The organism is Kibdelosporangium philippinense (assembly GCF_021390435.2).
Taxonomy (GTDB): Bacteria; Actinomycetota; Actinomycetes; order Mycobacteriales; family Pseudonocardiaceae; genus Kibdelosporangium; species Kibdelosporangium philippinense.
Map to the genome: position 1 here is coordinate 625,933 of NZ_JAJVCN010000002.1, position 19,681 is coordinate 645,613.

At 64.6% G+C, this 19,681-nt stretch carries 23 protein-coding genes, 4 tRNA genes and 1 pseudogene; 16 read left to right on the forward strand and 12 right to left on the reverse strand.

Going from position 1 to position 19,681, the window contains the following annotated elements:
• Positions 1 to 10: 10 nt before the first annotated feature.
• Positions 11 to 481, reverse strand: coding sequence for a SixA phosphatase family protein (locus tag LWC34_RS21825; protein ID WP_233727031.1), 471 nt, complete (start codon positions 479 to 481; stop codon positions 11 to 13).
• Positions 478 to 1,715, reverse strand: a pseudogene (locus LWC34_RS21830) (endonuclease/exonuclease/phosphatase family protein). Before LWC34_RS21830 ends, LWC34_RS21825 begins: the two are co-directional and overlap by 4 nt.
• 115 nt (positions 1,716 to 1,830) lie before the next feature.
• Between LWC34_RS21830 and LWC34_RS21835 the strand changes: the two are divergent.
• Complete coding sequence (locus tag LWC34_RS21835) at positions 1,831 to 3,177, forward strand: zinc-dependent metalloprotease family protein (RefSeq protein ID WP_233727032.1); 1,347 nt, start codon at positions 1,831 to 1,833, stop codon at positions 3,175 to 3,177.
• Here the strand turns inward: LWC34_RS21835 and LWC34_RS21840 are convergent.
• Complete coding sequence (locus LWC34_RS21840) at positions 3,174 to 3,812, reverse strand: class I SAM-dependent methyltransferase (protein WP_233727033.1); 639 nt, start codon at positions 3,810 to 3,812, stop codon at positions 3,174 to 3,176. The two genes, LWC34_RS21835 and LWC34_RS21840, sit on opposite strands and share 4 nt — an antisense overlap.
• A gap of 166 nt (positions 3,813 to 3,978) precedes the next feature.
• Between LWC34_RS21840 and LWC34_RS21845 the strand changes: the two genes are divergently transcribed.
• Positions 3,979 to 4,389 carry a nitroreductase family deazaflavin-dependent oxidoreductase gene (locus tag LWC34_RS21845; RefSeq protein WP_233727034.1) on the forward strand — a complete coding sequence of 137 codons (411 nt, stop codon included), beginning with the start codon at positions 3,979 to 3,981 and terminating at the stop codon, positions 4,387 to 4,389.
• A gap of 68 nt (positions 4,390 to 4,457) precedes the next feature.
• Positions 4,458 to 5,234, forward strand: a complete 777-nt coding sequence (locus tag LWC34_RS21850; protein WP_233727035.1) for an aminotransferase class IV family protein — start codon at positions 4,458 to 4,460, stop codon at positions 5,232 to 5,234.
• A gap of 20 nt (positions 5,235 to 5,254) precedes the next feature.
• On the opposite strand, the gene LWC34_RS21855 is transcribed toward LWC34_RS21850, so the two are convergent.
• The gene (locus tag LWC34_RS21855) at positions 5,255 to 5,413 is read right to left on the reverse strand and encodes a hypothetical protein (protein WP_233727036.1); all 159 of its coding nucleotides are present in this window, start codon (positions 5,411 to 5,413) and stop codon (positions 5,255 to 5,257) included.
• A 30-nt stretch (positions 5,414 to 5,443) separates the two neighbouring features.
• Here LWC34_RS21855 and LWC34_RS21860 point away from each other — a divergent pair, with 30 nt between their 5' ends.
• The 3 genes from LWC34_RS21860 to LWC34_RS21870 all read left to right on the forward strand — a co-directional run bounded on the left by LWC34_RS21860 (position 5,444) and on the right by LWC34_RS21870 (position 6,669).
• The gene (locus LWC34_RS21860) at positions 5,444 to 5,593 is read left to right on the forward strand and encodes a nuclear transport factor 2 family protein (protein ID WP_233727037.1); all 150 of its coding nucleotides are present in this window, start codon (positions 5,444 to 5,446) and stop codon (positions 5,591 to 5,593) included.
• Between the two features lie 182 nt (positions 5,594 to 5,775).
• On the forward strand, positions 5,776 to 6,111 hold the full coding sequence (locus LWC34_RS21865; RefSeq protein WP_233727038.1) for a DUF6247 family protein: 336 nt from the start codon (positions 5,776 to 5,778) through the stop codon (positions 6,109 to 6,111).
• Positions 6,112 to 6,465: 354 nt separating this feature from the next.
• On the forward strand, positions 6,466 to 6,669 hold the full coding sequence (locus tag LWC34_RS21870; RefSeq protein ID WP_233727039.1) for a beta/gamma crystallin family protein: 204 nt from the start codon (positions 6,466 to 6,468) through the stop codon (positions 6,667 to 6,669).
• Between the two features lie 180 nt (positions 6,670 to 6,849).
• On the opposite strand, the gene LWC34_RS21875 is transcribed toward LWC34_RS21870, so the two are convergent.
• The 3 genes from LWC34_RS21875 to LWC34_RS21885 form a co-directional block, all read right to left on the reverse strand.
• A tRNA-Lys gene (locus tag LWC34_RS21875) sits at positions 6,850 to 6,922 on the reverse strand.
• Between the two features lie 48 nt (positions 6,923 to 6,970).
• Positions 6,971 to 7,465 carry a DUF5134 domain-containing protein gene (locus LWC34_RS21880; protein ID WP_233727040.1) on the reverse strand — a complete coding sequence of 165 codons (495 nt, stop codon included), beginning with the start codon at positions 7,463 to 7,465 and terminating at the stop codon, positions 6,971 to 6,973.
• A gap of 9 nt (positions 7,466 to 7,474) precedes the next feature.
• Positions 7,475 to 7,684 (reverse strand): hypothetical protein, encoded by a 210-nt coding sequence (locus LWC34_RS21885; protein ID WP_233727041.1) that lies wholly within the window; start codon positions 7,682 to 7,684, stop codon positions 7,475 to 7,477.
• A gap of 248 nt (positions 7,685 to 7,932) precedes the next feature.
• On the opposite strand from LWC34_RS21885, the gene LWC34_RS21890 reads away from it, so the two are divergent.
• The 4 genes from LWC34_RS21890 to LWC34_RS21905 are packed head-to-tail and all read left to right on the forward strand — an operon-like array spanning position 7,933 to position 13,596.
• A complete protein-coding gene (locus LWC34_RS21890; RefSeq protein WP_233728810.1) occupies positions 7,933 to 9,210 on the forward strand; it encodes a GlnX family signal transduction membrane protein in 1,278 nt (425 codons plus the stop codon).
• Positions 9,210 to 10,169: a glutamate ABC transporter substrate-binding protein gene (locus tag LWC34_RS21895; protein ID WP_233727042.1), complete on the forward strand. Its 960-nt coding sequence runs from the start codon at positions 9,210 to 9,212 to the stop codon at positions 10,167 to 10,169. The genes LWC34_RS21890 and LWC34_RS21895 overlap by 1 nt, the downstream gene beginning before the upstream one ends.
• A 14-nt stretch (positions 10,170 to 10,183) precedes the next feature.
• Positions 10,184 to 13,039 (forward strand): serine/threonine-protein kinase, encoded by a 2,856-nt coding sequence (locus tag LWC34_RS21900; protein WP_308200124.1) that lies wholly within the window; start codon positions 10,184 to 10,186, stop codon positions 13,037 to 13,039.
• A gap of 50 nt (positions 13,040 to 13,089) precedes the next feature.
• On the forward strand, positions 13,090 to 13,596 hold the full coding sequence (locus LWC34_RS21905) for a hypothetical protein (RefSeq protein ID WP_233727043.1): 507 nt from the start codon (positions 13,090 to 13,092) through the stop codon (positions 13,594 to 13,596).
• Here LWC34_RS21905 and LWC34_RS57040 read toward each other — a convergent pair.
• Positions 13,589 to 13,777 (reverse strand): ATP-binding protein, encoded by a 189-nt coding sequence (locus LWC34_RS57040; RefSeq protein ID WP_372496565.1) that lies wholly within the window; start codon positions 13,775 to 13,777, stop codon positions 13,589 to 13,591. The genes LWC34_RS21905 and LWC34_RS57040 overlap by 8 nt on opposite strands.
• 5 nt (positions 13,778 to 13,782) lie before the next feature.
• On the opposite strand from LWC34_RS57040, the gene LWC34_RS21915 reads away from it, so the two are divergent.
• Entirely contained in the window at positions 13,783 to 13,953 is a 171-nt protein-coding gene (locus tag LWC34_RS21915; RefSeq protein ID WP_233727044.1) for a hypothetical protein, read from the forward strand.
• 65 nt (positions 13,954 to 14,018) lie between these two features.
• On the opposite strand, the gene LWC34_RS21920 is transcribed toward LWC34_RS21915, so the two are convergent.
• Positions 14,019 to 15,227 (reverse strand): L,D-transpeptidase, encoded by a 1,209-nt coding sequence (locus tag LWC34_RS21920; RefSeq protein WP_233727045.1) that lies wholly within the window; start codon positions 15,225 to 15,227, stop codon positions 14,019 to 14,021.
• Positions 15,228 to 15,625: 398 nt separating this feature from the next.
• On the opposite strand from LWC34_RS21920, the gene LWC34_RS21925 reads away from it, so the two are divergent.
• Complete coding sequence (locus tag LWC34_RS21925) at positions 15,626 to 15,829, forward strand: cold-shock protein (protein ID WP_037265614.1); 204 nt, start codon at positions 15,626 to 15,628, stop codon at positions 15,827 to 15,829.
• A gap of 69 nt (positions 15,830 to 15,898) precedes the next feature.
• Here LWC34_RS21925 and LWC34_RS21930 read toward each other — a convergent pair whose 3' ends face one another.
• Both LWC34_RS21930 and LWC34_RS21935 read right to left on the reverse strand, forming a co-directional pair.
• The gene (locus LWC34_RS21930; protein ID WP_308200125.1) at positions 15,899 to 16,219 is read right to left on the reverse strand and encodes a hypothetical protein; all 321 of its coding nucleotides are present in this window, start codon (positions 16,217 to 16,219) and stop codon (positions 15,899 to 15,901) included.
• A 735-nt stretch (positions 16,220 to 16,954) separates the two neighbouring features.
• Positions 16,955 to 17,158 carry a heavy-metal-associated domain-containing protein gene (locus LWC34_RS21935; protein WP_284051635.1) on the reverse strand — a complete coding sequence of 68 codons (204 nt, stop codon included), beginning with the start codon at positions 17,156 to 17,158 and terminating at the stop codon, positions 16,955 to 16,957.
• 256 nt (positions 17,159 to 17,414) lie between these two features.
• Between LWC34_RS21935 and LWC34_RS21940 the strand changes: the two genes are divergently transcribed.
• The 4 genes from LWC34_RS21940 to LWC34_RS21955 all read left to right on the forward strand — a co-directional run bounded on the left by LWC34_RS21940 (position 17,415) and on the right by LWC34_RS21955 (position 18,157).
• Positions 17,415 to 17,663, forward strand: coding sequence for a hypothetical protein (locus tag LWC34_RS21940; protein WP_233727047.1), 249 nt, complete (start codon positions 17,415 to 17,417; stop codon positions 17,661 to 17,663).
• 214 nt (positions 17,664 to 17,877) lie between these two features.
• Positions 17,878 to 17,950: transfer RNA gene (locus LWC34_RS21945), tRNA-Glu, on the forward strand.
• Between the two features lie 25 nt (positions 17,951 to 17,975).
• A tRNA-Asp gene (locus LWC34_RS21950) sits at positions 17,976 to 18,052 on the forward strand.
• Positions 18,053 to 18,083: 31 nt separating this feature from the next.
• A tRNA-Phe gene (locus LWC34_RS21955) sits at positions 18,084 to 18,157 on the forward strand.
• 33 nt (positions 18,158 to 18,190) lie between these two features.
• On the opposite strand, the gene LWC34_RS21960 is transcribed toward LWC34_RS21955, so the two are convergent.
• On the reverse strand, positions 18,191 to 19,546 hold the full coding sequence (locus LWC34_RS21960; RefSeq protein ID WP_233727048.1) for a tyrosine-type recombinase/integrase: 1,356 nt from the start codon (positions 19,544 to 19,546) through the stop codon (positions 18,191 to 18,193).
• Positions 19,547 to 19,681 lie beyond the last annotated feature (135 nt).

The following is a 19,681-nucleotide window of genomic DNA, read 5'->3' on the forward strand; positions in this document are numbered from 1 at the left end:
GGAGTAGTGGTTAGCCACGAGGAGTCGCGGTTTCCCGCAGCTGCGCCCAGTTCGGTCCCGCATCCGACCAGTCCATTTCGGAGCGCACTACGGCGACCGTCGACGTCTTGAAGGTCGTGTGGGTGCCGGTCAGGTGCTCGACCAGGTCTTCCATGTCCGGGTTGTGGCCGACCAGCACCGCCGAGTTGATCTCCGGCGGCAGGTCACGGACCACTTCGAGCAACGGGCCGTAGTAGATCTTGGCGTGGTGCCGGGTTTCTGGCTGCGTGACCAGCTCGGCCGACACCAGTTCCCACGTCTGGCGCGCCCGCAGCGCTGTTGAGCACACCACGAGCTGCAGGTCGGGCACGTTCTCGTTGAGCCAACGGCCGACCATCGGGGCGTCACGGCGGCCTCGCTCGCCGAGCGGGCGTTCCAAGTCGGGCACGCCGTCCGGCCAGGCCGATTTGGCGTGCCGCAGCAGCGTGAGAGTCCTGGTCACCAGCCCGAAACTAGCAGGGTGAGGCCGACAAGGTGATGGTCCGACGTGTCGTTCAACCGGGCCAGCGGCGAGCTCGCGACCGGCCAGAACACCTCGGAGTGCAGCGGAATCAAGCCGTGCGACGGCAGCACGTAGTCCACGCGCAGGTTGCCGGGCGCGTTGTCGTTGAAATCGCCGGTGTCGTAGCGCGGGTTCGTGCCGTGGTTGAGGTTCGCGCCGCCCTGCGTCCGCGCGGCTTCGACGGCGCCGCGGCTGCTGGGCTTGGTGTCGATCAGGCGCCGCGAGTCCAGGAGTTGCTGGATCGCGTCGGGAACACTGTCGCCGTCGATCGGGTCGGAGTTGTTGTCCCCGGCGATCACGAACTTGGCGCCACGCGGCAGCCCGCCGCGCTTCCCCGTGTCGTCGTAGAGGTAACCGGCCTTACCAGTGATGTAGTCGGCCAAAGCCGGATCTCGTCGTGGTTACGGGTGCCATTCCGGTCCTCGGCTCCGTCGAATGCCGGCGGCGTCGGATGTGAAACCAGGAAATGCACGGTTTGCCCGTTTATCCGCAGCGGAACGTCCCAGTGCGATTTCGAGGAAAGCCGGAACACGTCGAGCACCTGCGGCGAGTACCAGTCCGCCTTCGCCGGGGTGGCCGGGTCGTCCGGCAGCAGCGCGCCGGGCATGTCCTTCCAGCGGAAGTTCTGGAACGTGCGAACGTCCCTGATCGGAAACTTGGACAGCACGAGCATGCCGTACTGACCTGGGAAAAGGCCGAAGCCGTACGCGTCGTCCGGTCCGTCAGTGCGGCCGTCGCGGTTGAAGTCCAAGCCGCTCGGCACGCCGGTGTTCACGGGCGCGGTGAAGGCGTACGGATAGTCGATCGGCTTGGCGCCGTTCTGGCCGCGTCGCAGGTAATTGGCGCGGAACAGGTCGGCGGCCTTGGGCGCGTAGTCGAACTCGTTGATCAACAACACGTCCGGCCGGTCGCGCTGGGTGACCTCGGCGACCTTGCGAGCCTGCGCGTTGTCCGGTGTGGACAGGTCGTTGACCAGCTGCCCCGCGGCTGACCGGTTCAGCGAGGCGTTGAACGTCGAGAACCGGACCTTTTCCGGCCCGAAACCGCGGCCCTCAGCCTGCGCCGGCTGGGCGACGACGGCACCTAACAGGACACACGCGAGCAGCACCCGAATTCGCACAGCGGATGACTCTGCCACGCGCGAGCGACCTCGCACCCACTGTTGGGTGAACATTCAATTCGCCCGAACAGGGGGAATTAGTTCGTTGGATGGTGTTCAGATCGACCGATTGTTTGTATTCTCGGCCGCCGATGAACCCATTTGGGTTAACCCAAAGGAGTTGTCCCGGTTGTCTCTCCCTGCACGAGCGACCGGTGTGACTGCTGCCGCCGCGGCTGTCGCATTGGTCATGCTCATCCCCGCTCAGGCGCAGTCTGCGCCGCAAGCGCCGTCCGGGCAGCCGCTCGAGACGGTCAACGCCATCGCCCTGTCGGTGGTGAACGACATCCCGGTCGCCCAGGTGAAGAAGATTATTCGCAGTGATCACTTCCAGGCCGACCAAGACGGCCGGTTCAGATCGGTCGAGAAGAAGATGGCTCCGGCGGCCGCGGCGGCCAAGCTGGCCGTGCCACCCGGCGTGGACGTGTTCAAGCTGCACAGCCGTCAGGGCTCGAACCGCACGATCTACCTCGACTTCACTGGTCACAGCGTCCAAGGCACCGCGTGGAACGGCGGCGCCCGCATCGACGCCCCGGCGTACGACTCGGACAACAACCCGGCGTCCTTCAGCGACGCCGAGCGAGAAACCATCTACCAGGCATTTCTCGCTGTGTCCGAGGACTACCGCTCGTTCAACGTCGACGTGACCACCGAGGAACCGACCGAGGACAAGATCACCAGGGCCGGTACGGCCGACCAGGTCTTCGGCACTCGCGCGGTGATCACGCCAAAGGACGTCACCAACTGTGGTTGTGGTGGTCAGGCGTACATCGGCACGTTCGACGAGGCCAACCGGCACGCGAACTACCAGCCAGCCTGGGCGTACGCGAACGGCGGTTACGACGGCAAGTCGATCGCCGAGATCGTCTCCCACGAAACCGGTCACAACCTGGGCCTCAACCACGACGGCACGACCAGCGGCACCGAGTACTACGGCGGCCACACCAACTGGGCGCCGATCATGGGCGTCGGCTACGGCCAGCCCGTCACCCAGTGGAGCAAGGGCGAATACACCAACGCCAACAACAACGAGGACGATCTGGTAGTCATCCCAGCCAATGGCGCCCCCACATTGGCCGACGACTTCCCGAACGACCCCGCTTCGGCCACCGCGCTGACCGACAACACGCCCGTCACCGGCATCATCAGCACGGACGCCGATGCGGACGTGTTCGCGATCCAGCACGCGGGCGGAACGTTGACCGCCAACGCGTTGCCTGCGGTCTTTGCGCCCGACCTGGACATCAAGCTCACGGTCCGTGACGCGAACGGCACGGTCGTCGCGACCATCGACCCGCCGGTCAAGCGTGTGAACACGAATGAAGCGACCGGGTTGGACGCGAACTTCTCGCAGAACCTGGCCGCTGGCCGGTACACGTTCCAGGTCGAAGGCACCGGTGCGGGCAATCCAGCCAACACCGGCTACTCCGGGTACGCGACGCTCGGCCAGTTCACGCTGACCGTCGACGCTGCCTAACGCAGTACGAAAACCTTCGTCACGCCGAACGGCGAGCCAGCCGTTCGGCGCCTGGCGTGGACGAGTCTGCGCGCGATCGTGGCCCGACCGGTTGCCATGATCGTCTGCTCTTCCACCGGGTTGTAGTAGATGATCTTGAGCTCCCTCGGGTTGCGGTCGAGCGTGGCCACCAGGCGCTCGATCACGGTGGTGAACACCGGCCCCTGGAACGGGTTGTTGAAGAACACCACGCTCACGTCATCCGGGATCTCGTATTCGAGCACGTCGGTCTGCACCAGTTCGATATCGCGGCAGTGCAGGCGCTGCCGGGTGCGCTGGACGTTGTCCTTGGCGATCTCGTGCAACTCGTCGGACAGCTCGACGCCGATCACCTTGCCGAACGGGAACCTCGCTGCCTCGAGGACCATCCGGCCCATCCCCGAACCGAAGTCGATGAACACGTCACGGGCCGTGACCTCCTTGCGCGACAAGGTGCGGCGCAGGGTCCGCCAGCTCGCAGCGACGTAGTAGCCGCGTTGTTCACCGGCGATGCCGAGCTGGTCGAGCTCGATCAGTTCCGCGGTGCGCACGCCGTACCGCTTCTCGTACGCCAACTGGCCAAGGGTTCTGCGGAGCCGCGCGTAAGTGGTCTTCATGGCTCGCTTCCGGTCGGGGGCTGTACCCGATAGGTCCGATTTCCCCTGGCTCTGCGTTACCGCTCCGGCCGAACGACTGCCCACAAGGGCCGTCGGAGGGAACAAAACGGATTAGTTAAGATGTTCTCGATTGAGAAGGTTAGTGAAATGAATGGGGGCATTACCGATGTCTGACTTCAACACCCAGATCATCGAGGAGTTCCGGGCGAACGAAGGCAAAGTCGGCGGCATGTTCGAAGGCTCGGCCATGCTCATCCTGACCACGACGGGAGCCAAGACCGGCAGGACAGTGAGCAGCCCGCTGGTGTACCTGCCGGACGGCGACCGCATCGTGATCATCGCGTCCAACGGAGGCGCCGACCGGAACCCGGCCTGGTACCACAACATCAAGGCCAACCCGGTCGTCACCATTGAGGTCGGCGCGGACAAGTACGAGGCCAAGGCGCAAGTTGTCACCGACCGAACCGAGCGGGACGCCTTGTTCGCCCGCATGGTCGAGCGTGCGCCCGGCTTCGCGGACTACGAGCGCAAGACCGAGCGGTTGATCCCTGTCATCGCCGTCAACCGCAACAACTGACGTGACATGCGCCGCGCGTGATCGTTTGCGCGCGGCGCCAAGGCGGGTCGTGTGGCTACGGTCGATTTATGACCGTTCAACGCAATGGCCACCCCGCCACTTCCGACGACCTGGCACCACTCGCATTCGCTGGATACGCCCACTTCTCGGCCATGCAGGTGCGTGGCGGCCAGATCCGTGGCCTGGACCTGCACCTGGAACGCCTGCGGGACTCGTCACATGTCATGTACGGCAAGGCTTTGCCCGACGAGGTGGTGCTGGCCAACCTGCGGGCCGCGATCGACGCGGCCGATGCGTCCCTGTCAGCGTTCGTGTTCCAGTCGGTCGGCGAGTTCACCGCGGTTGATCGTGAGCTTGAGATGTTGGTGCGGACCGGACCGCCGTCCGCTGGGCCGAAGGGGCCGTTGGCGTTGACCACGGTCGAGCATGAAAGGGCGCTCCCGGCGGTGAAACACGTCGGCGAGGTGTCCAAGACGCTGTACATGCGCGAGGCCGTCAAGCAGGGTTTCGACGATGCCGCGTTCGTCGATCGGCACGGCAGACTCAGCGAAGCGACGATCTGGAACCTGGCTTTCTGGGACGGCAGCGCGGTCGTGTGGCCCGAGGCCGACATTCTCGTTGGGATCACGATGAAGATCGTGCGCAGGCAGCTTGAGCGCCTCGGTGTGCCGCAACGTGTTCAGGCGGTCACCGATGTGTCCACTTTGGATGGAGCGGTGGTGATGAACTCGTGGACGCCGGGTGTCGTGGTCAACCGGATCGGCGATGTCTCGTTGCCCGTGTCTGACTCGTTCTTGCGACTGCTGCACCAGGCTTACGACAATGAACCGCTCACATCACCGTGAGACCCTTGCGGACACTGCGCTCAGCAGAACGAGATCCCCGAGGAGTTCATCGGTTTGTTCAGAGCCGACGCGATCTGGACAACGGGTGGGGGCAAGCGCTTGTTCGGCCGTGACGAGATCGCGGCCTTCACCCGGCAGGTGTTACCTGCGGCCTGGCGATCTCGCTCGAAGTCGCCCATGTGCTGTTCATCCGGCCTGACGTGGCGGCGGTGAGGGTCCGTCAGGTGTACACGAGCACCAACGGCCAACCGTCCGAAGACGAGGGTGAAGGCACGCCGCTGTTCGTGATGTCCAAGGAAGAGGGCCAGTGGAGGCTGGCGGCGTGCCAGAGCACCGGAGTCATCGAATCAGGTGAGTAAGCGGAAGGTAGACGCGATCAAAAAACTGCCTTGGCCGTCTGACCTCGGCGTTCGGTGGGCCCCCGGGGGATCGAACCCCGAACCCGCGGAATAAAAGTCCAACGACCCCGGGCGCACCCATATAAGCACGGGCGAACGTCGGGGTTCCGCGTTTATCCACGCTGGCAGCTACCATGTTGGCTGTGACTGCCGCAGCGACTCCCGGGCCACGGCACGACCGCCACGGGCCGTTGTTCTCCGACGCCACCGCGGCGGAGATTCGCACTGTGCTGATCCCAGAAGAAGCCGCCGAGTTCGAGCGGCAGTGGCGCCACGTGATGGCCAGGGCTACCGAGACGCTGGACCTCTCTGAAGTGCTGGAGACGCTGGAGTCATGGCGTCGGGTCGCGCGGCTGACCGCTGTGAACGGTGCCGAGGCGCACCGAGCGATGTACCGCCGCGCCGCCGCCAAGCTGACTGGCGAGGACATCCCGGCCGACGAGCCGCTACTGCAGACCAAGGCTCGACTGGGCTTGTAATCCTTTGTACACAGTCACGTCCGACGATCAGTCACAACAGCAAATCGACGCACTGCCCGCCAAGGCGCTAGCGCCCTTCGCCGAGGCACGCACGACGCTGGAAGTCGCCCCGTGGAACGGGGCGACTTCCAGCACAAGCCAGACAGCCCAATGCGGGCACTGTCGTTTGGCCCGGTTGGTCAGCGAGACATCGTGTATCTCATCCTGGATGACCACCGCCGCGTCGACATCTTGGTTGTTCTCTGGATGGACTGACCACTCGTCCGCCCAAGTAACGACGGAGCCACAGGTGGCTGGTGGGCCGGTAGAACCCGCAGCTCACCGGGCTTGTTGGCGGTCTTGTTGTGGGAGGACATGGACAACAAGATCAGCAGTCTACACGTGTCGGGTGGCACCTGGTGCCTTTTTGACGGCTACGACTTCAACAAGTCCATCGGTGGGCGGTGGACAGTCACACCGGGAGACTTTGTCGAAAACCTCGCCAACCCAGGATGGAATACCCCTGAAGGTCGCAACCCGAATGACGTGATTTCCTCGATCAAGCTCGGGACCTGCTGACGGAAAAGCGGCAACCAACGGGCGAACCCGGCGCAACCGCCCAGACCCGATCGACGGGAGCCAACTGGCCACCGTCCACGGTGGCCGGGCATCGGGGGGTTTGGGGGGGCGTCCCCCCAAAATTATGACGAGCGACCCGGCGAGGTTGCGAAGCAACCGAGCAGGGTCGCCCTGAGCGAGTGGGCCCCCGGGGGATCGAACCCCGAACCCGCGGATTAAAAGTCCGCTGCTCTGCCAATTGAGCTAGAGGCCCTAGCCACACATAGCCTACCTAGTCGCGCGACCGAGTATCGAGGAGGCCTCATACAGCCGTGACCAGCATGTAGCTCATCCCCAGCGCCATGACCACGCGCGGCACGCACGAAAGGCGTGTCGCACACCACACCGCGTAGGCCAGGAAGTACCCGGCGAGGCCCCAGGCGACATACGGCAGGGCCAGGCCGGGCTGGTGGATCACCCACGGTCCGGACATGTGGTGGGCGTCGTGAGTACCCGCAGCCAGCATGTACGCCATCGCGGCGCTTGCCACTGCCAGATCCAGGTGGCCGCGCACCGCGGCCGCCGCGGTGAGCACGCAGAACAGCGTCAGCCAGCTGGCGGGTGACAGGGGCCCGCCGATGGGTGACGACATCACCGCCATCCCTGTGGCCATGACTATGTGGGCGACGTCGGCCGCGCGGTCACGGTCGGGATAGGCGGGTTGCCGCCCGGCTGTGGCCAGGCGGCGTATGTAGAAGCCGGCGGTTGCCAGTAGCGCGGCGGTGAGCAGCCACCGGATCCAGATCGGGCCGGCCACGCCCCCGTGCTACGAGGAGGTCGTTGTCGCCAGCAGTGCGTCCAGTGCGCCATCTTTCACGTCGCTGACCAGCACGTGCAGCTGTGCGAGGCTCATCTGGATGCGCTGCCCGAAGTCGTCGGTGATCACGACGCGCTGCTCGTCCGTCGCGTCGGCGTCGATCCACAGTTCCGGGCAGCCGCAGTTGCACTGCCCGCAGAAGGTGGCGATCCGTTCCATTGTCCTTGCCGTCCTTGGGTGCGGCGAAAATTCCAACGAGCAACCAAAGCAGAGCCCCTATGGTCGAGACCATCGGGCAATCAGGCGATTGAATGTCCCACATGGGGGATTACGCGTCGTGACGGATCACAGGGCGGTTACTCCATGCCGGTATTTGCACGTAGCCCGACGGGTGTGGTGTTGACTCTGTGACCATGGGAGCTCCGGTCAGTGCGCCACCGACGCAACGGGGTGACTCCGTGCGACGGATGGCTCGCTCCGCGCGGACCACGCCAGGTCGGTTGGGGATCATCGCGAGCGCGCTCGTGGTGCTGAGTGTGCTGACGGGTTTTGTCGCGGCCTTGGCGCTGCAGACGAAACAGAACACCATCAGCAACCTCGCTGACCACCGTGAACCGCTTGCCGCTGCGGCACAACAGATCTACCGGTCGCTGTCGGACGCCGACGCGACCGCGTCAAGCGCGTTCCTCTCCGGCGGCCTTGAACCGGCCGCGCTAAGGGAACGCTACGAGGTCGACATGGCGCAGGCGGGCGCCGCGTTGGCCAAGGCAGCGTCTGACATCGGCGGGATTCCGGAAGCCGAGAAACAGGTCGACACGCTCGGTCAGCAGTTGCCGGTCTACGCGGGCCTCGTCGAAACGGCACGCACGAACAACCGGTTCGGTCTGCCGGTCGGCGCGGCGTACCTGCGTGAAGCGTCGACGCTGATGCGGACCAAGCTTCTGCCTGCCGCGCAGGAGCTTTACCGGATCGACGTCGGCAGGTTGACCGACGAACAGGACGACGCGACGAGCTTCCCGTGGCTGACCGTCGCGCTCACGCTCATCCTGCTTGGCGCGTTGATCGCGACCCAAGTACATCTCACGCGCAAGACCAACCGGCTCATCAACGTCGGGCTCTTGGTCTCCACGATCGCCGTCGGCATTGGGTTGATCTGGGGCGTTGCCGCTGGTTGGGTGTCCGCGGCGGCTGTCGGCAGCGCGCGTGACGACGGTTCGCAGCAGGTGGATGTGTTGGTGCAGGCCAGGATCGTGGCGTTGAAGTGCCGTGCCGACGAGACCCTTACGCTGGTCGCCCGCGGCGACGGCGCGATGTACGAGAAGGAATGGCAGGAGCTCGCACCGACGATCTCCGGCAAGGGCAACGCCGACGCGGACCTACTGGTCAAGGCGCGTGAGGCGGCAACCGACTCGGCAATCAGCGGCCAGGTCCGTGGCGCCATCGACAACGTGCAGGCCTGGCAGGAGGCGCACCGCCAGCTGCGCGAGCTGGACGACGGCGGCCAGTACGACAAGGCCGTCGACATGGCCATCGGCAACAAGGACAACAGCGCTGCCGTCGCCTTCAACAAGTTGGACGAGAACCTCTCCGGTGCTATTCAGAAAGGCAGGGAGAAGTTCGTCGAGGCGACGTCCTCGGCCGAGAACGCGTTGATCGGGCTCGTGCCCGGCGTCGCGGTGCTCGCGTTGATCGGCGCGGGCGGCGCCTTGGTGGGGATTCGGCAACGGCTGCGGGAGTACCGGTGATGAAACGAGTCGCACTGCTGCTGGCGGCGGCATTGGCGCTGACCGCGTGCGGCGGGCCGGGGCGGCCCGTCGACCTCGCCGTTGTGACGTCCGCCGACCGCCCGGAACCGGAAGGATCTGGTCCAGGGCAAGCCAATGCTGGTAGCACGCAGACGCCTGACTGCGGCGATCCAACAGCGAGCCTGCGTCCGGCCGGTCTGGGCATCGGCGCCGATTCGACGATGGCCAAGATCAAGGCGCGCGGCCGGTTGATCGCGGGTGTCGACCAGAACACCTATCTGTTTGGCTTCCGCAATCCGGCGACGAACGCCCTTGAAGGCTTCGACATCGACATGGCCAAGCAGGTGGCCAAGGCCATCTTCAACGACGACAGCAAGATCCAGTTCAAGGTGATCAGCTCGCGTGACCGGGAGAAGGTGCTGGAGTCGGGCGAGGTCGACATCGTCGTCCGGACGTATACGATCAACTGCGAGCGACTGCAGAAAGTCGCGTTCTCGACCGTGTACTACCTGACCGGCCAACGGGTGCTCGTGCCCAAAGCCGCGGCGGTCAACAGCATGAACGACCTCGCGGGCAAGAAGGTGTGCGCGAACGCGGGCTCCACATCGCTCGCGCAGATCATCAAACATCCGGCCAAACCGATCCCGTGGACCGTGATCAACTGGTCGGACTGCCTGGTGTTGTTGCAGCAGGGCCAGGTCGCCGCGATGTCGACGGACGAACCGATCCTGGTCGGGATGGTCGCGCAGGACCCGGCCGTGAAGATCGTCGGGCCGAAGCTGACCGAGGAGCCGTACGGCATCGGCATCCCCAAGGCGAACACCGACATGGTCAAGTTCGTCAACGCTGTGCTGGAGCGCAGCCGCAGCGACGGGTCTTGGCAGCAGAGCTACAACCGGTGGGTGGCTGAGCGGCTCGGCGAGTCCGCGACCCCGCCTGCGCCGAAATACCGGGACTGACAAGGGGAAGCACGATGGCCAAGTGTCAGCGACCGGGATGTGGCGGCGAGACGGCGTTCGGCAAGTGCACCGAGTGCGGGGCGCCGGACCATTACGCATGGCTGCCACCGGAGGTGCGGGAGCAGCAGGCTGCGCGGAGTGAGGACGAAGCCGGGACGGGATGGTTCAAGCACCCGGATGTGCTGAGTGGCTCGCAGCCCTCGCCGCCAAAACCGCAGCAGCACGCTCCCGATGCAACGTTGCGGGCGCAATCAGCACAGCCGCAGCAACCGCAGGCCTCGAACACCACATGGGGAACGCAGCCGCCAGCGGCGCACTCGCACCCGCCATCGCATCCCTTCCCGCAGCAGCACCCCGCACAACAGCAGCCCGCGCCGCCGGGGCCTCAGCCATCGCAGCAGCTGCCATCACCACAGGCTCACCAACAGCCACCTCAGCAGCCCACGCCACCACCAGGGCCGCAGCCGTCGCAGCAGTTCCCGTCGCCACCACAGCCGCCGCGGCCAGGAACTCAGTCACAGCAAGTGCCTCAGTCACAACCCAAGCCTGACCACGAAACCGTGATCATCAAGCCGGTCACGCCGCCCCAAGGTCAATGGGCCCAGATCCAGCCGCAGCAACCGCAGTCCCCCCTCGCCGATGTGCCACAGCCGACAAGCGTCCTGGCAACAGCGGAACCCACCCAGAGCATCGTCCCGCCGAAACCAGTAGTCGAAGAATCGCCACCCTCGCAGGATTCCCAGCCACGCAGCGACTCGGTCCCGTTCCCAGGACCTGGCCGCGGCACGGGTTCGAGGCGGACAAGTTCCCGAGTCGCCCGAGGCCGCGGCCTCGGTGCGGGACTGGTCGACGTTCCACCCGTGCCCTACCGCGACCCCACGTCGGCGGTCATGACCGACCCTGTCGTCGCCGAGAACAAAAGGTTCTGCGGCAACTGCAGCACTGCCGTCGGCCGTGGAGTCGGTGGCGAACCGGGAGCTGCGGAAGGCGAGTGCCCGAACTGTGGCGTGCGGTTCTCCTTCAAGCCTCGCCTGAAGTACGGCGATGTCCTCGGTGGACAGTACGAGGTGCTCGGCTGCCTGGCGTACGGCGGTCTCGGCTGGATTTACTTGGCCAAGGACCGCAATGTCAGCGACCGCTGGGTCGTGCTCAAGGGCCTCATCGACACTGGTGACCCGACCGCGGTTGCCGCGGCCGTCGCCGAGCAGCGGTTCCTGGCGCAGGTCGAGCACGCGAACATCCTCAAGATCTACAACTTCGTGCAGGCGCCGGATCCGACGACCGGCACTTCGGTCGGGTACATCGTGATGGAGTACATCGGCGGCCAGTCGTTGCGGCAGATCGCGCTGGAGCACCATCGGACGCTCGGCCGCGCCGAGCCGTTGCCGATCGGCCAGGTGATCGCGTACGGCCTTGAGATCCTCCCCGCCATGGGTTACCTGCACAGCATCGGCTTGCTGTACTGCGATCTCAAGCCGGACAACGTGATCCAGACCAACGAGACGCTCAAACTGATCGACCTCGGCGCGGTCCGGCGCGACGACGACTACGAGAGCCCGTTGTTTTTCACGCTCGGCTACAGCGCGCCTGAGCTGTCCGAACGTGGCGCGTCGGTGGCGTCCGACATTTACACCGTCGGCCGAACGCTGGCTGTGCTGTCGATCGAGTTCGCCGGGTACACCGGCAAGTACAAGCATGCGTTGCCGGGTCCCGACGAGATGCCGCTGTTCAAGCTCTTCGACTCGTTCTACCGGGTGCTCAAGCGGGCGACGCATCCCGACCCGGACCGCCGGTTCCCGACGGCCGAGGACATGGCCGAGCAGCTGACCGGCGTGCTGCGTGAAGTAATGGCGCTCGGCACGAACCGGCCGCGTCCCGGCGTGTCCACAGTGTTCGGTCCGGAGCCGAGGACATTCGGCGCGACCGTGCAGACCGAACGTGGGCTCTCCCTTGCCGTTCCGGATCCGTCCGAAGTGGTCGGCGCCTTGCCGGTGCCCCAAGTGGACACGGACGACCCGGCGGCCGGTGTGCTCGCCGCGACCGTTTCTTCGGACCTGAACGAACTGACCGATGCGCTTGCCCACGCGCCGCAGAACTCGGTCGAGGTACGGTTGCGGATGTTGCGCGCCCGTACCGAACTCGGCGACATCGCACGCGCTTCCGGCGAGTTGGAGCTGGCGCGACGGTTGGCGACGGACCCGCACGACTGGCGCCTGCACTGGCATCGCGGCCTGCTTGAGCTCGCGATGAGGCGGCCGAACGAGGCGCGTGCCGCGTTCGACGTCGTGTACGACGCCCTGCCAGGTGAGGCCGCGCCGAAGCTGGCGTTGGGAATCAGCCTCGAATACCTGCGGGACTACTTCGGCGCCGCGCGCTTCTACGAGCAGGTTTGGCGTACGGACCGCTCGTATGTCAGTGCGGCCTTCGGCCTGGTACGCGTGTATCTCGCGCAAGGCGCCAGGGCGAGCGCGATCGAGGTGCTCGAGTCCGTTCCGGACAACTCAAGCCACTATGTCACGGCACAGGTTGCCGCGATCAAGATCAAGGCACGCGCCCATGAAGTCGCCAAGCTCGCCGAGCCCGACTTGTACGACGCGGCACGCCGACTCGAACGACTGGCGTTGGACGCCGAACGTCGCACACAGTTGTCGGTCGAGGTGCTCGAAGCGGCATACGGGTGGGTGAAAGCGGGCCGTCCGGGTGGTGGTCACGCGACCGGAACTGTCTTGGGCTGCAACCTTTCCGAGCGTGAACTACGCTTTGGCCTGGAGCGCTGCTACCGCGCTCTGGCGCGGCTGGCCGGTACACCCGAGCAACGGCACGAGTTGGTCGACCGCGCCAACGCCATCCGCCCGAGGACGCTTACCTGATGTGGAGACATATAGGTCGCGTGTGGACCAACGGTGAGCAGTTCTTGGTCATGGACAGATACTTCCTGTACGCCTGGCAAGGCGAGCAGGACCAGGTCGACGCTCTCGCGGATCTGCACTGGTCGGAGACCGCGACCGAAGTCGGCACCGGCATGGCCGCGGTGGTCGCGGTCGACGGCGCGGTGAAACAAGAAGGCTGGCTTGAAGTCTTCAAGAACCGCAAGACCATCGCGATCGTGCAGGCCCTCGGCGAACCATACTCCCGGGCGTTGGGCAAAGCGCTGGAATACCCGGCCGACGGCGACCACGTCGGCGACATCGTCCCGGTGCCCAGCGGCGACATGTACTTCTTCTCGTCAGTGCTCGGTGGCGACGGCGACTGGCCCAAAGCCAAGCCCGGCAAGGCACCTGCCAGCTGGGAGCCTGCCACAAACGCGCCAAGTGGCCTGCGGTTCGACGTGCCCCGTGGCGACTACGTGTTGCAAGTTCGGTGGATGACGGAACCGGACGAGGAAACATGCTTCGCCCGCTGGCTTTTCACGCCGATATTCACGTGATCGGCGTGGGCAGCTTGACCGTCACCTGGTCGCGGTGCGCCTGCACCGCGGCAGCCATGATGGACAGTCCGAGGCCCGCGCCACCGTGGGTCCGTGAATCTGCGGCCCGGTAGAACCGCTCGAAAACACGATCCCCATCGGCAATCCCCGGCCCGGTGTCGCGGACCTCGATCACAGCCACCGGTCATGCGCAGTCTCGGCGTCGCCGGGATGATCGTGACAGCCACGAGTGCATTGGTATCACTGACAGTGCTACCGCTCTTGCTCAAGAAGGCCAAGCCGGAGAAGGAAAGCGTGGCATGGGTGAAGTGGGCCGCGACGATCGTCAAACATCGTTTCCCTGAATGCCATGGCTGATCGCGGTGATCACGTTCGTCATGGTGGCTGCCCGGCTGGGCAGCCACCATCCTCAGGGGCAAGCGTCAGCGCAGCGCCGACTTGGTGAGCCACTTGTCCCAGGTGACCGCCCAGTCGAAGTAGTCCTTCGAGGTGTCGGACATCTGCACCGAGCTGCCCGTCACGATGACCGGGTCGCCGACCATCGCGCCCTGGAAGTAGGTCCGCGCGTTCTCGGTCGTCAGGTTGGCGCAGCCGTGCGAGACGTTCGTGTTGCCTTGCTGGGCACGCGTCTTGTCGTAGGCGTGGATGAACTCGCCGTTGTTGGAGATCCGGACCGCCCAAGTCACATCGGCGGTGTAGTTGAAGGTGTCGTTGCGCATCGTGTACTGCTCTTGCTTGGACATCACGACGTGCGGGCCGCTCGGTGTCACGCGCCGCTTGTCGGAGTCGAGGCCGTAGCTGGCCGGGAAGTTGTGCAGCTCCCGACCGTTCTGCCGGACGATCAACCGGTGTGTCTGGGTGTTGGCCTCGACGGTCTGCTCTCGGCCGATCGAGAACGACACCGAAATGTCGTTGCTGCCGTAGACACCGTCACCGAATGACACGCCGGACAGATCTGCGTGCACCTTCACCTGGGTGTTCGGCTTCCAGTACTCCTTGGGACGCCAGTGCACAGCGCCGTCGCTCAGCCACGCCCAAGCCCCCTCGGTCTGCGGCAAAGCCTCGATCTTCAGCGCCTTCTCCACGGATGCCTTGTCCTTGATCGCGACTTCGTCGCCTGCCGCGTTCGTGAAGTAGACCTTGGTCGGCATGGCGATGCCGTAGGTCTTGTGATCATCCACGTTGATCTTGACCGACTGGGTCCGCTTCGGCTTCACGGTGGTGAACGAGCCGTTGATCGGCGTCTCCTGGCCGTTGGTACCGACCGCGGTACCCGACCAGGTGTAGGTCTTGCCGAAGCCGAGGTCCTGGTTGACGGTCCAGGTCTTCTTGTCCGCGGCGAAGTCGCCCGTGACTTCCTTGCCGTCCGGGTTGGTCAGCCGTATGTCTTTGATGGTGCCGTTTTCCACCGCTGCCTTGATGCCGTTGGCCGTGCCCGGGCTGGCGTCGGTCGCGCCGTTGGCCGGCTGCGTCGTCACCGTCGGTGGTGTGGCGGCCGCAGCGGGCGCGACACCGGTATCCGTTGCCGGTCCGGCATTCGAGCCGCTGTCGTCTCCGCTGCACGCGGTCAACCCCAGCGCCGCAACGACCGCCAGGCTGGCGATCAGCTTGAAACCGCGTCGATTGGTCATTTTCTTGCCCCCGTCCCTCACACCCATCACGACGCCGTTGTGGGCACCCACGTTGACAACTTGTCACTGTGACTCACATCACATGTGGGTGATGGATTGGTGCGAAGGTCACCAGCCGAAAGATTGTGGCAGGCAGCGTGCACATCGGTACGTTCGGTAACGGCGGAGGATCACACGAACGGCCCAGCGGATACTGATTTATGGCAGTAGTGCAGCGACTTTGCAGGCGATAGGCTCGTTCGCGCAGGCCGTAAGTTTCTGTGTTCGTGCTCCATCACGCTCGCGGAACAAAACGCGGGCGTGCTGCTTTCTCGCTGACGGTTAGCGAAGGGCGACGCCCGGGACGGCCGGGGTTGCACGGTGTAATCCCAAGCTGATCCGGCGACGGAGGCAGATGTATGGCTCAGGGCACTGTCAAGTGGTTCAACTCGGAAAAGGGGTTTGGCTTCATCGCGGTCGACAGCGGTGAGGCGGACGTCTTCGTGCATTACTCGGAGATCCAGGGCAAGGGTTTCCGTACGCTCGAGGAGAACCAGCGCGTCGAGTTCGAGGTCGGCCAGGGCACCAAGGGCCCGCAGGCCACGAACGTGCGGCCAATCTGACCTGACAGCGAAGGGCCCTGGACGGTTTTCCGTCCAGGGCCCTTTGTTGTTCTCTCGGGGTTGTGTGTCTCAGCTCTGCGGGTAACGCGGCAACTGCTGGGCTTCCCACGACAGCCGCTCCATGACCCACTCCTGGGCCAGTGCGTGCGGGGAGGTCTGGCGGTGCGCGGCCAGCTCACGGAGCTGCTCATTCGCGATGAGGGACAGGCGCAGCTGGTAGACCTCGGCATTGCCGAAGCGACGGCCGGTCGCGGTGGTTTCCACGTCGGCCTCGGGCGCGATGGCGGCCAGGTAGCTTTCCAGCTCAGTGTCGGGGGCGAGCTGGTCGACTGCCGGGCGCCGGGTGTTGGCGCTCTTGCTGCGGCTGCGTCCCAGTGATGGCAAAGGCACCCGGACACGATAACGGTTAGGTTGCGCCAACCTAGCTGATGTGACCCGCGACACACCGACTGAGTGCAACCATTCCCCGCCTCAAGCGTCATAACCCCAGGTAAACCGCTGCGGTGCCCGACGGAGCATGCGCGGCATCACAGAGCCGTTCACATGGGTGACACCCCAAGTGAACGCCCACAGTGATCACCCGATAAGGTGATGTCCATACCATCGGCCCCGAAAAACCGCACGCCATAACGGTATTGAAGGGTCAACTCAAACTTGAACACACAACAGAACCCACAACTTCACCACCGCGCGTAACACCTAGCAACAACGCAAATTCTCGCAATAAAGCGTTTCTTGCAAAAGGTTTGCGTTAACCCCACCTCAAAGAGCCAGGCTGGCAAGAAAGAAAGCCAAACCGTGGGGGGTTTGGGGGGCTCGGCCCCCCAAAATAATCCGCGGGGGCCACAGCGAAGACGACGGAGGAGTCGAGTACAGCTGTGGAGGCCCCCGCGCCAGGGGGAGGAACGCGGGGGCCGGAGGGGATCTCCACAGGCGCTGACCGGGGGTGTGTCAGCTCCTAGATTGTTGCACGCTCACCTGTCGTAGGCGAGATGTCTGCGCCCAAATTTTCCAGGGAACTGTTCACTTGATGTTTCCCTGCCTGGTGAACGGCTGGGGAAGTGTGTTGTCTGTTGTTCTAGGCAACAAGATTCGCTTGCGCCCAACAAAAGATTAGAACACGTTCTAGCCGGCCAAGTCGTATCCGGCTTCGGTAACGGCGGCTTTGATGGCCACGTCGTCCAACGATGTCGAACTGGTGACGGTGACCGCGCCGGTGTCCAGATCGACGGCAACATCGGTGACACCGGCGATCTCGGACAGCTCTTCGGTCACGGATGCGACGCAGTGCTGGCATGTCATGCCGGTGACGGTGTAGGTGGTCTGCAACTCGAAGTCCCTTCGCGACGGGTTGATACCCGTAGGGGGTAGAGGTAACGCGGCGGTTTGTGTACACAATATCGTCCACCGCACTCACCCGAATGGCTCTACCCGGACGTCGACACGGCGCGTACTACCCGTCGCCGCACGCGTCAAACGTGTGGAAATGACTACCCACCGTCGTTCCCGGTTCACTCTGCGGGGGGCTGTGTGCAGGGCTTTTAGTCCCATAACCTCACGGCCACAGCCGAGCCGGGGAGGCGTCATGAGCGGGTCCCTCGAAGTGCGGAACTTCTTGATGCAGCAAGACACGATGACCGGGAACGGAGCCGGGCTCACCGGCGGCGTCCCGGCCCAGCGCGGCGGAGAAACCTCGCGGGTCACCGACGAGCAAATCCGTAAAGCGCGGCTCGCCGTAGCCGCAAGCGCGTTGGACGCCGAGGACTGCCGACTGCTCCTGGACATGCTCGGCCTCGTGCCGGGTGAAGACGGACTGCCCCCAGTCAGCCGATAGGGACCAGCTGGGGGCGTGAACAGACGACCTCGCGCAGAGGTGTGACGAGGGCCACCAAAGTGGCCCATGGGCTCAAAGGGGCGCCCATGGGCCCTAAAACCAGTGGTTCCGCAACGGTTTTCGCAGGTAGTGGTCTTTCGGGTAACCCGTTTTGTACGGCCATGGGCCGTGCCCTATAGTTCTCCTTGCTCCCAGCGGCAAGCCAAAGGGACTGGCTCCCATCGTCTAGCGGCCTAGGACTCCGCCCTTTCAAGGCGGCAGCGCGGGTTCGAATCCCGTTGGGAGCACGCGGTAACATATTTGAAAAAGCAAGGCCCAGTGGCGCAGTTGGTTAGCGCGTCGCCCTGTCACGGCGAAGGTCGCGGGTTCGAGTCCCGTCTGGGTCGCCACCGAAGGTCCGCTCAAGCAGCGGACCTTCACGGCCAGGTAGCTCAGTTGGTACGAGCGTCCGCCTGAAAAGCGGAAGGTCGACGGTTCGACCCCGTCCCTGGCCACCCCGATTAACCAGGGAAAATAGGCGTAGTGATCTACTCGTCATTCTCGCCCGTCTCATTTCCTGTCTCAGTTGTACCCCACAGCAACCCGCCGACCTGGTCGGCGATGCTGCGCCGAAGAGCGTCCGTCACGTGCATGTACCGCTTGGCCATGGCGCTGTGGGACCAGCCCATCACGTCCATCGCGGCGCGCTCCGAGACGCCCAGCAGCAGAAGCACGGTGGCCGCCGTGTGGCGCGCGTCGTGAAGCCGGGCCGTGCGCACCCCGGCGGCTGACAGCAGTTCGAGCCATTCGGCGTGATCCTGCCGGGGATCGATCGGCCGTCCGTTTGGCTGGGCGAACATCCAACCGCCGTCGTGCCATTCGTTCGCCGCGTGCTCGCGTTCGGTATCTTGCGCGGCGCGGTGCTCTTCCAGCAGCGTGTAGAGCTGAGTCGGCAGGCCGATAACTCGCCGCCCAGACTTCGACTTCACGTCGGCTTCCACCAGGCCGCCCCCGTGTCGTTTCGGACACCAGCGGGCATGGCTAGTGCAGTCCGGCGGACAGGGCGGCGGACAGGCGCGGGTGTGCCGCTTACAGGATTTCTTGCACGGCTTCACCTTGTGGTATTTCGCGCCGCATTCGTGCGGATCGGAGCAGCCGTGTTCCCATGTTCGACGCTGCAATTGACGGGTGATTGTGAGCGTCTTGGTCCGCTTATCCAAACGTGACCATTTCAGCCCGATGGTTTCGCCTTGGCGCGTGCCGAGTGCCAGAGCGAGTACGAATCGCACGCCGTTTCGGCGCGTAAGCGCCATCTTGATAAGCCGCTGGATTTCCTCAATGTCGAACGGTTCGATTTCCTCTTCCTCGACTCGGGGCGCTTTGGCCAGGGCGACCGGATTGCGGTTGATATGGCCCCGGCGCACTGCCTCACCGAAGGCTGTCCGTGCCGTCCGGTGTACCTGGTGAGCTGTGGCTGGCTTGAGCTTCCGGCCTTCGAGAATCCGCGCGTACAGCTTTTCGAAGTGTTCCGGCTCGATCGTGTCCAACCGGTGGCTGCCCACGCCTGGAATCAGGTGTCGGTGAACCGCTGTGCTGTAGGCCCGGTACGCCTTGTACTTCACGGACGGCCGGGCGATGTTCTCCAGCCAATGCAGCAGCCACTGTTCGACCTTCTGTGTCCGGCCGGGCTTTCGGGCCGTGCCACTGTCGCGTTCCTGTTCGAGCTTGCGAACGGCCTTGATGACTTCGGCTTCGGTCGCGCGCTGGACGTGTCGCCGGTCGGGCTTGCCGTCGTCCCGGACGCCCATCGTGACGCGGCCGTGCCACTTGCCGTCCTTGCCGAGATAGATGGAGGAGGCGCCGTTTGGCGCGCGTGTGCCCTCGGGGCGTTTCTTGCGTCCCATGCTGATGATCTCCGATTGGGTTAGCTCCCGGGTTAGATCCGGGTGACGGGGTTAGGTTTCTAACTCGCCGGGTTAGCCCGTCTGTTGGGCCGTTGACCTGGGAGAAGTTAGGGAGTTAGGTGGGTTAGGTCGGTC

Bases quoted from the DNA above. Each gene is read 5' to 3' on its own strand.
- LWC34_RS21840 (WP_233727033.1), bottom strand. From the start codon at position 3,812: ATGAAGACCACTTACGCGCGGCTCCGCAGAACCCTTGGCCAGTTGGCG.
- LWC34_RS21845 (WP_233727034.1), top strand. From the start codon at position 3,979: ATGTCTGACTTCAACACCCAGATCATCGAGGAGTTCCGGGCGAACGAA.
- LWC34_RS21850 (WP_233727035.1), top strand. From the start codon at position 4,458: ATGACCGTTCAACGCAATGGCCACCCCGCCACTTCCGACGACCTGGCA.
- LWC34_RS21855 (WP_233727036.1), bottom strand. From the start codon at position 5,413: ATGGGCGACTTCGAGCGAGATCGCCAGGCCGCAGGTAACACCTGCCGG.
- LWC34_RS21870 (WP_233727039.1), top strand. From the start codon at position 6,466: ATGGACAACAAGATCAGCAGTCTACACGTGTCGGGTGGCACCTGGTGC.
- LWC34_RS21885 (WP_233727041.1), bottom strand. From the start codon at position 7,684: ATGGAACGGATCGCCACCTTCTGCGGGCAGTGCAACTGCGGCTGCCCG.
- LWC34_RS21890 (WP_233728810.1), top strand. From the start codon at position 7,933: ATGGCTCGCTCCGCGCGGACCACGCCAGGTCGGTTGGGGATCATCGCG.
- LWC34_RS21895 (WP_233727042.1), top strand. From the start codon at position 9,210: ATGAAACGAGTCGCACTGCTGCTGGCGGCGGCATTGGCGCTGACCGCG.
- LWC34_RS21900 (WP_308200124.1), top strand. From the start codon at position 10,184: ATGGCCAAGTGTCAGCGACCGGGATGTGGCGGCGAGACGGCGTTCGGC.
- LWC34_RS21905 (WP_233727043.1), top strand. From the start codon at position 13,090: ATGGACAGATACTTCCTGTACGCCTGGCAAGGCGAGCAGGACCAGGTC.
- LWC34_RS21915 (WP_233727044.1), top strand. From the start codon at position 13,783: ATGCGCAGTCTCGGCGTCGCCGGGATGATCGTGACAGCCACGAGTGCA.
- LWC34_RS21920 (WP_233727045.1), bottom strand. From the start codon at position 15,227: ATGACCAATCGACGCGGTTTCAAGCTGATCGCCAGCCTGGCGGTCGTT.
- LWC34_RS21925 (WP_037265614.1), top strand. From the start codon at position 15,626: ATGGCTCAGGGCACTGTCAAGTGGTTCAACTCGGAAAAGGGGTTTGGC.
- LWC34_RS21940 (WP_233727047.1), top strand. From the start codon at position 17,415: ATGAGCGGGTCCCTCGAAGTGCGGAACTTCTTGATGCAGCAAGACACG.
- LWC34_RS21960 (WP_233727048.1), bottom strand. From the start codon at position 19,546: ATGGGACGCAAGAAACGCCCCGAGGGCACACGCGCGCCAAACGGCGCC.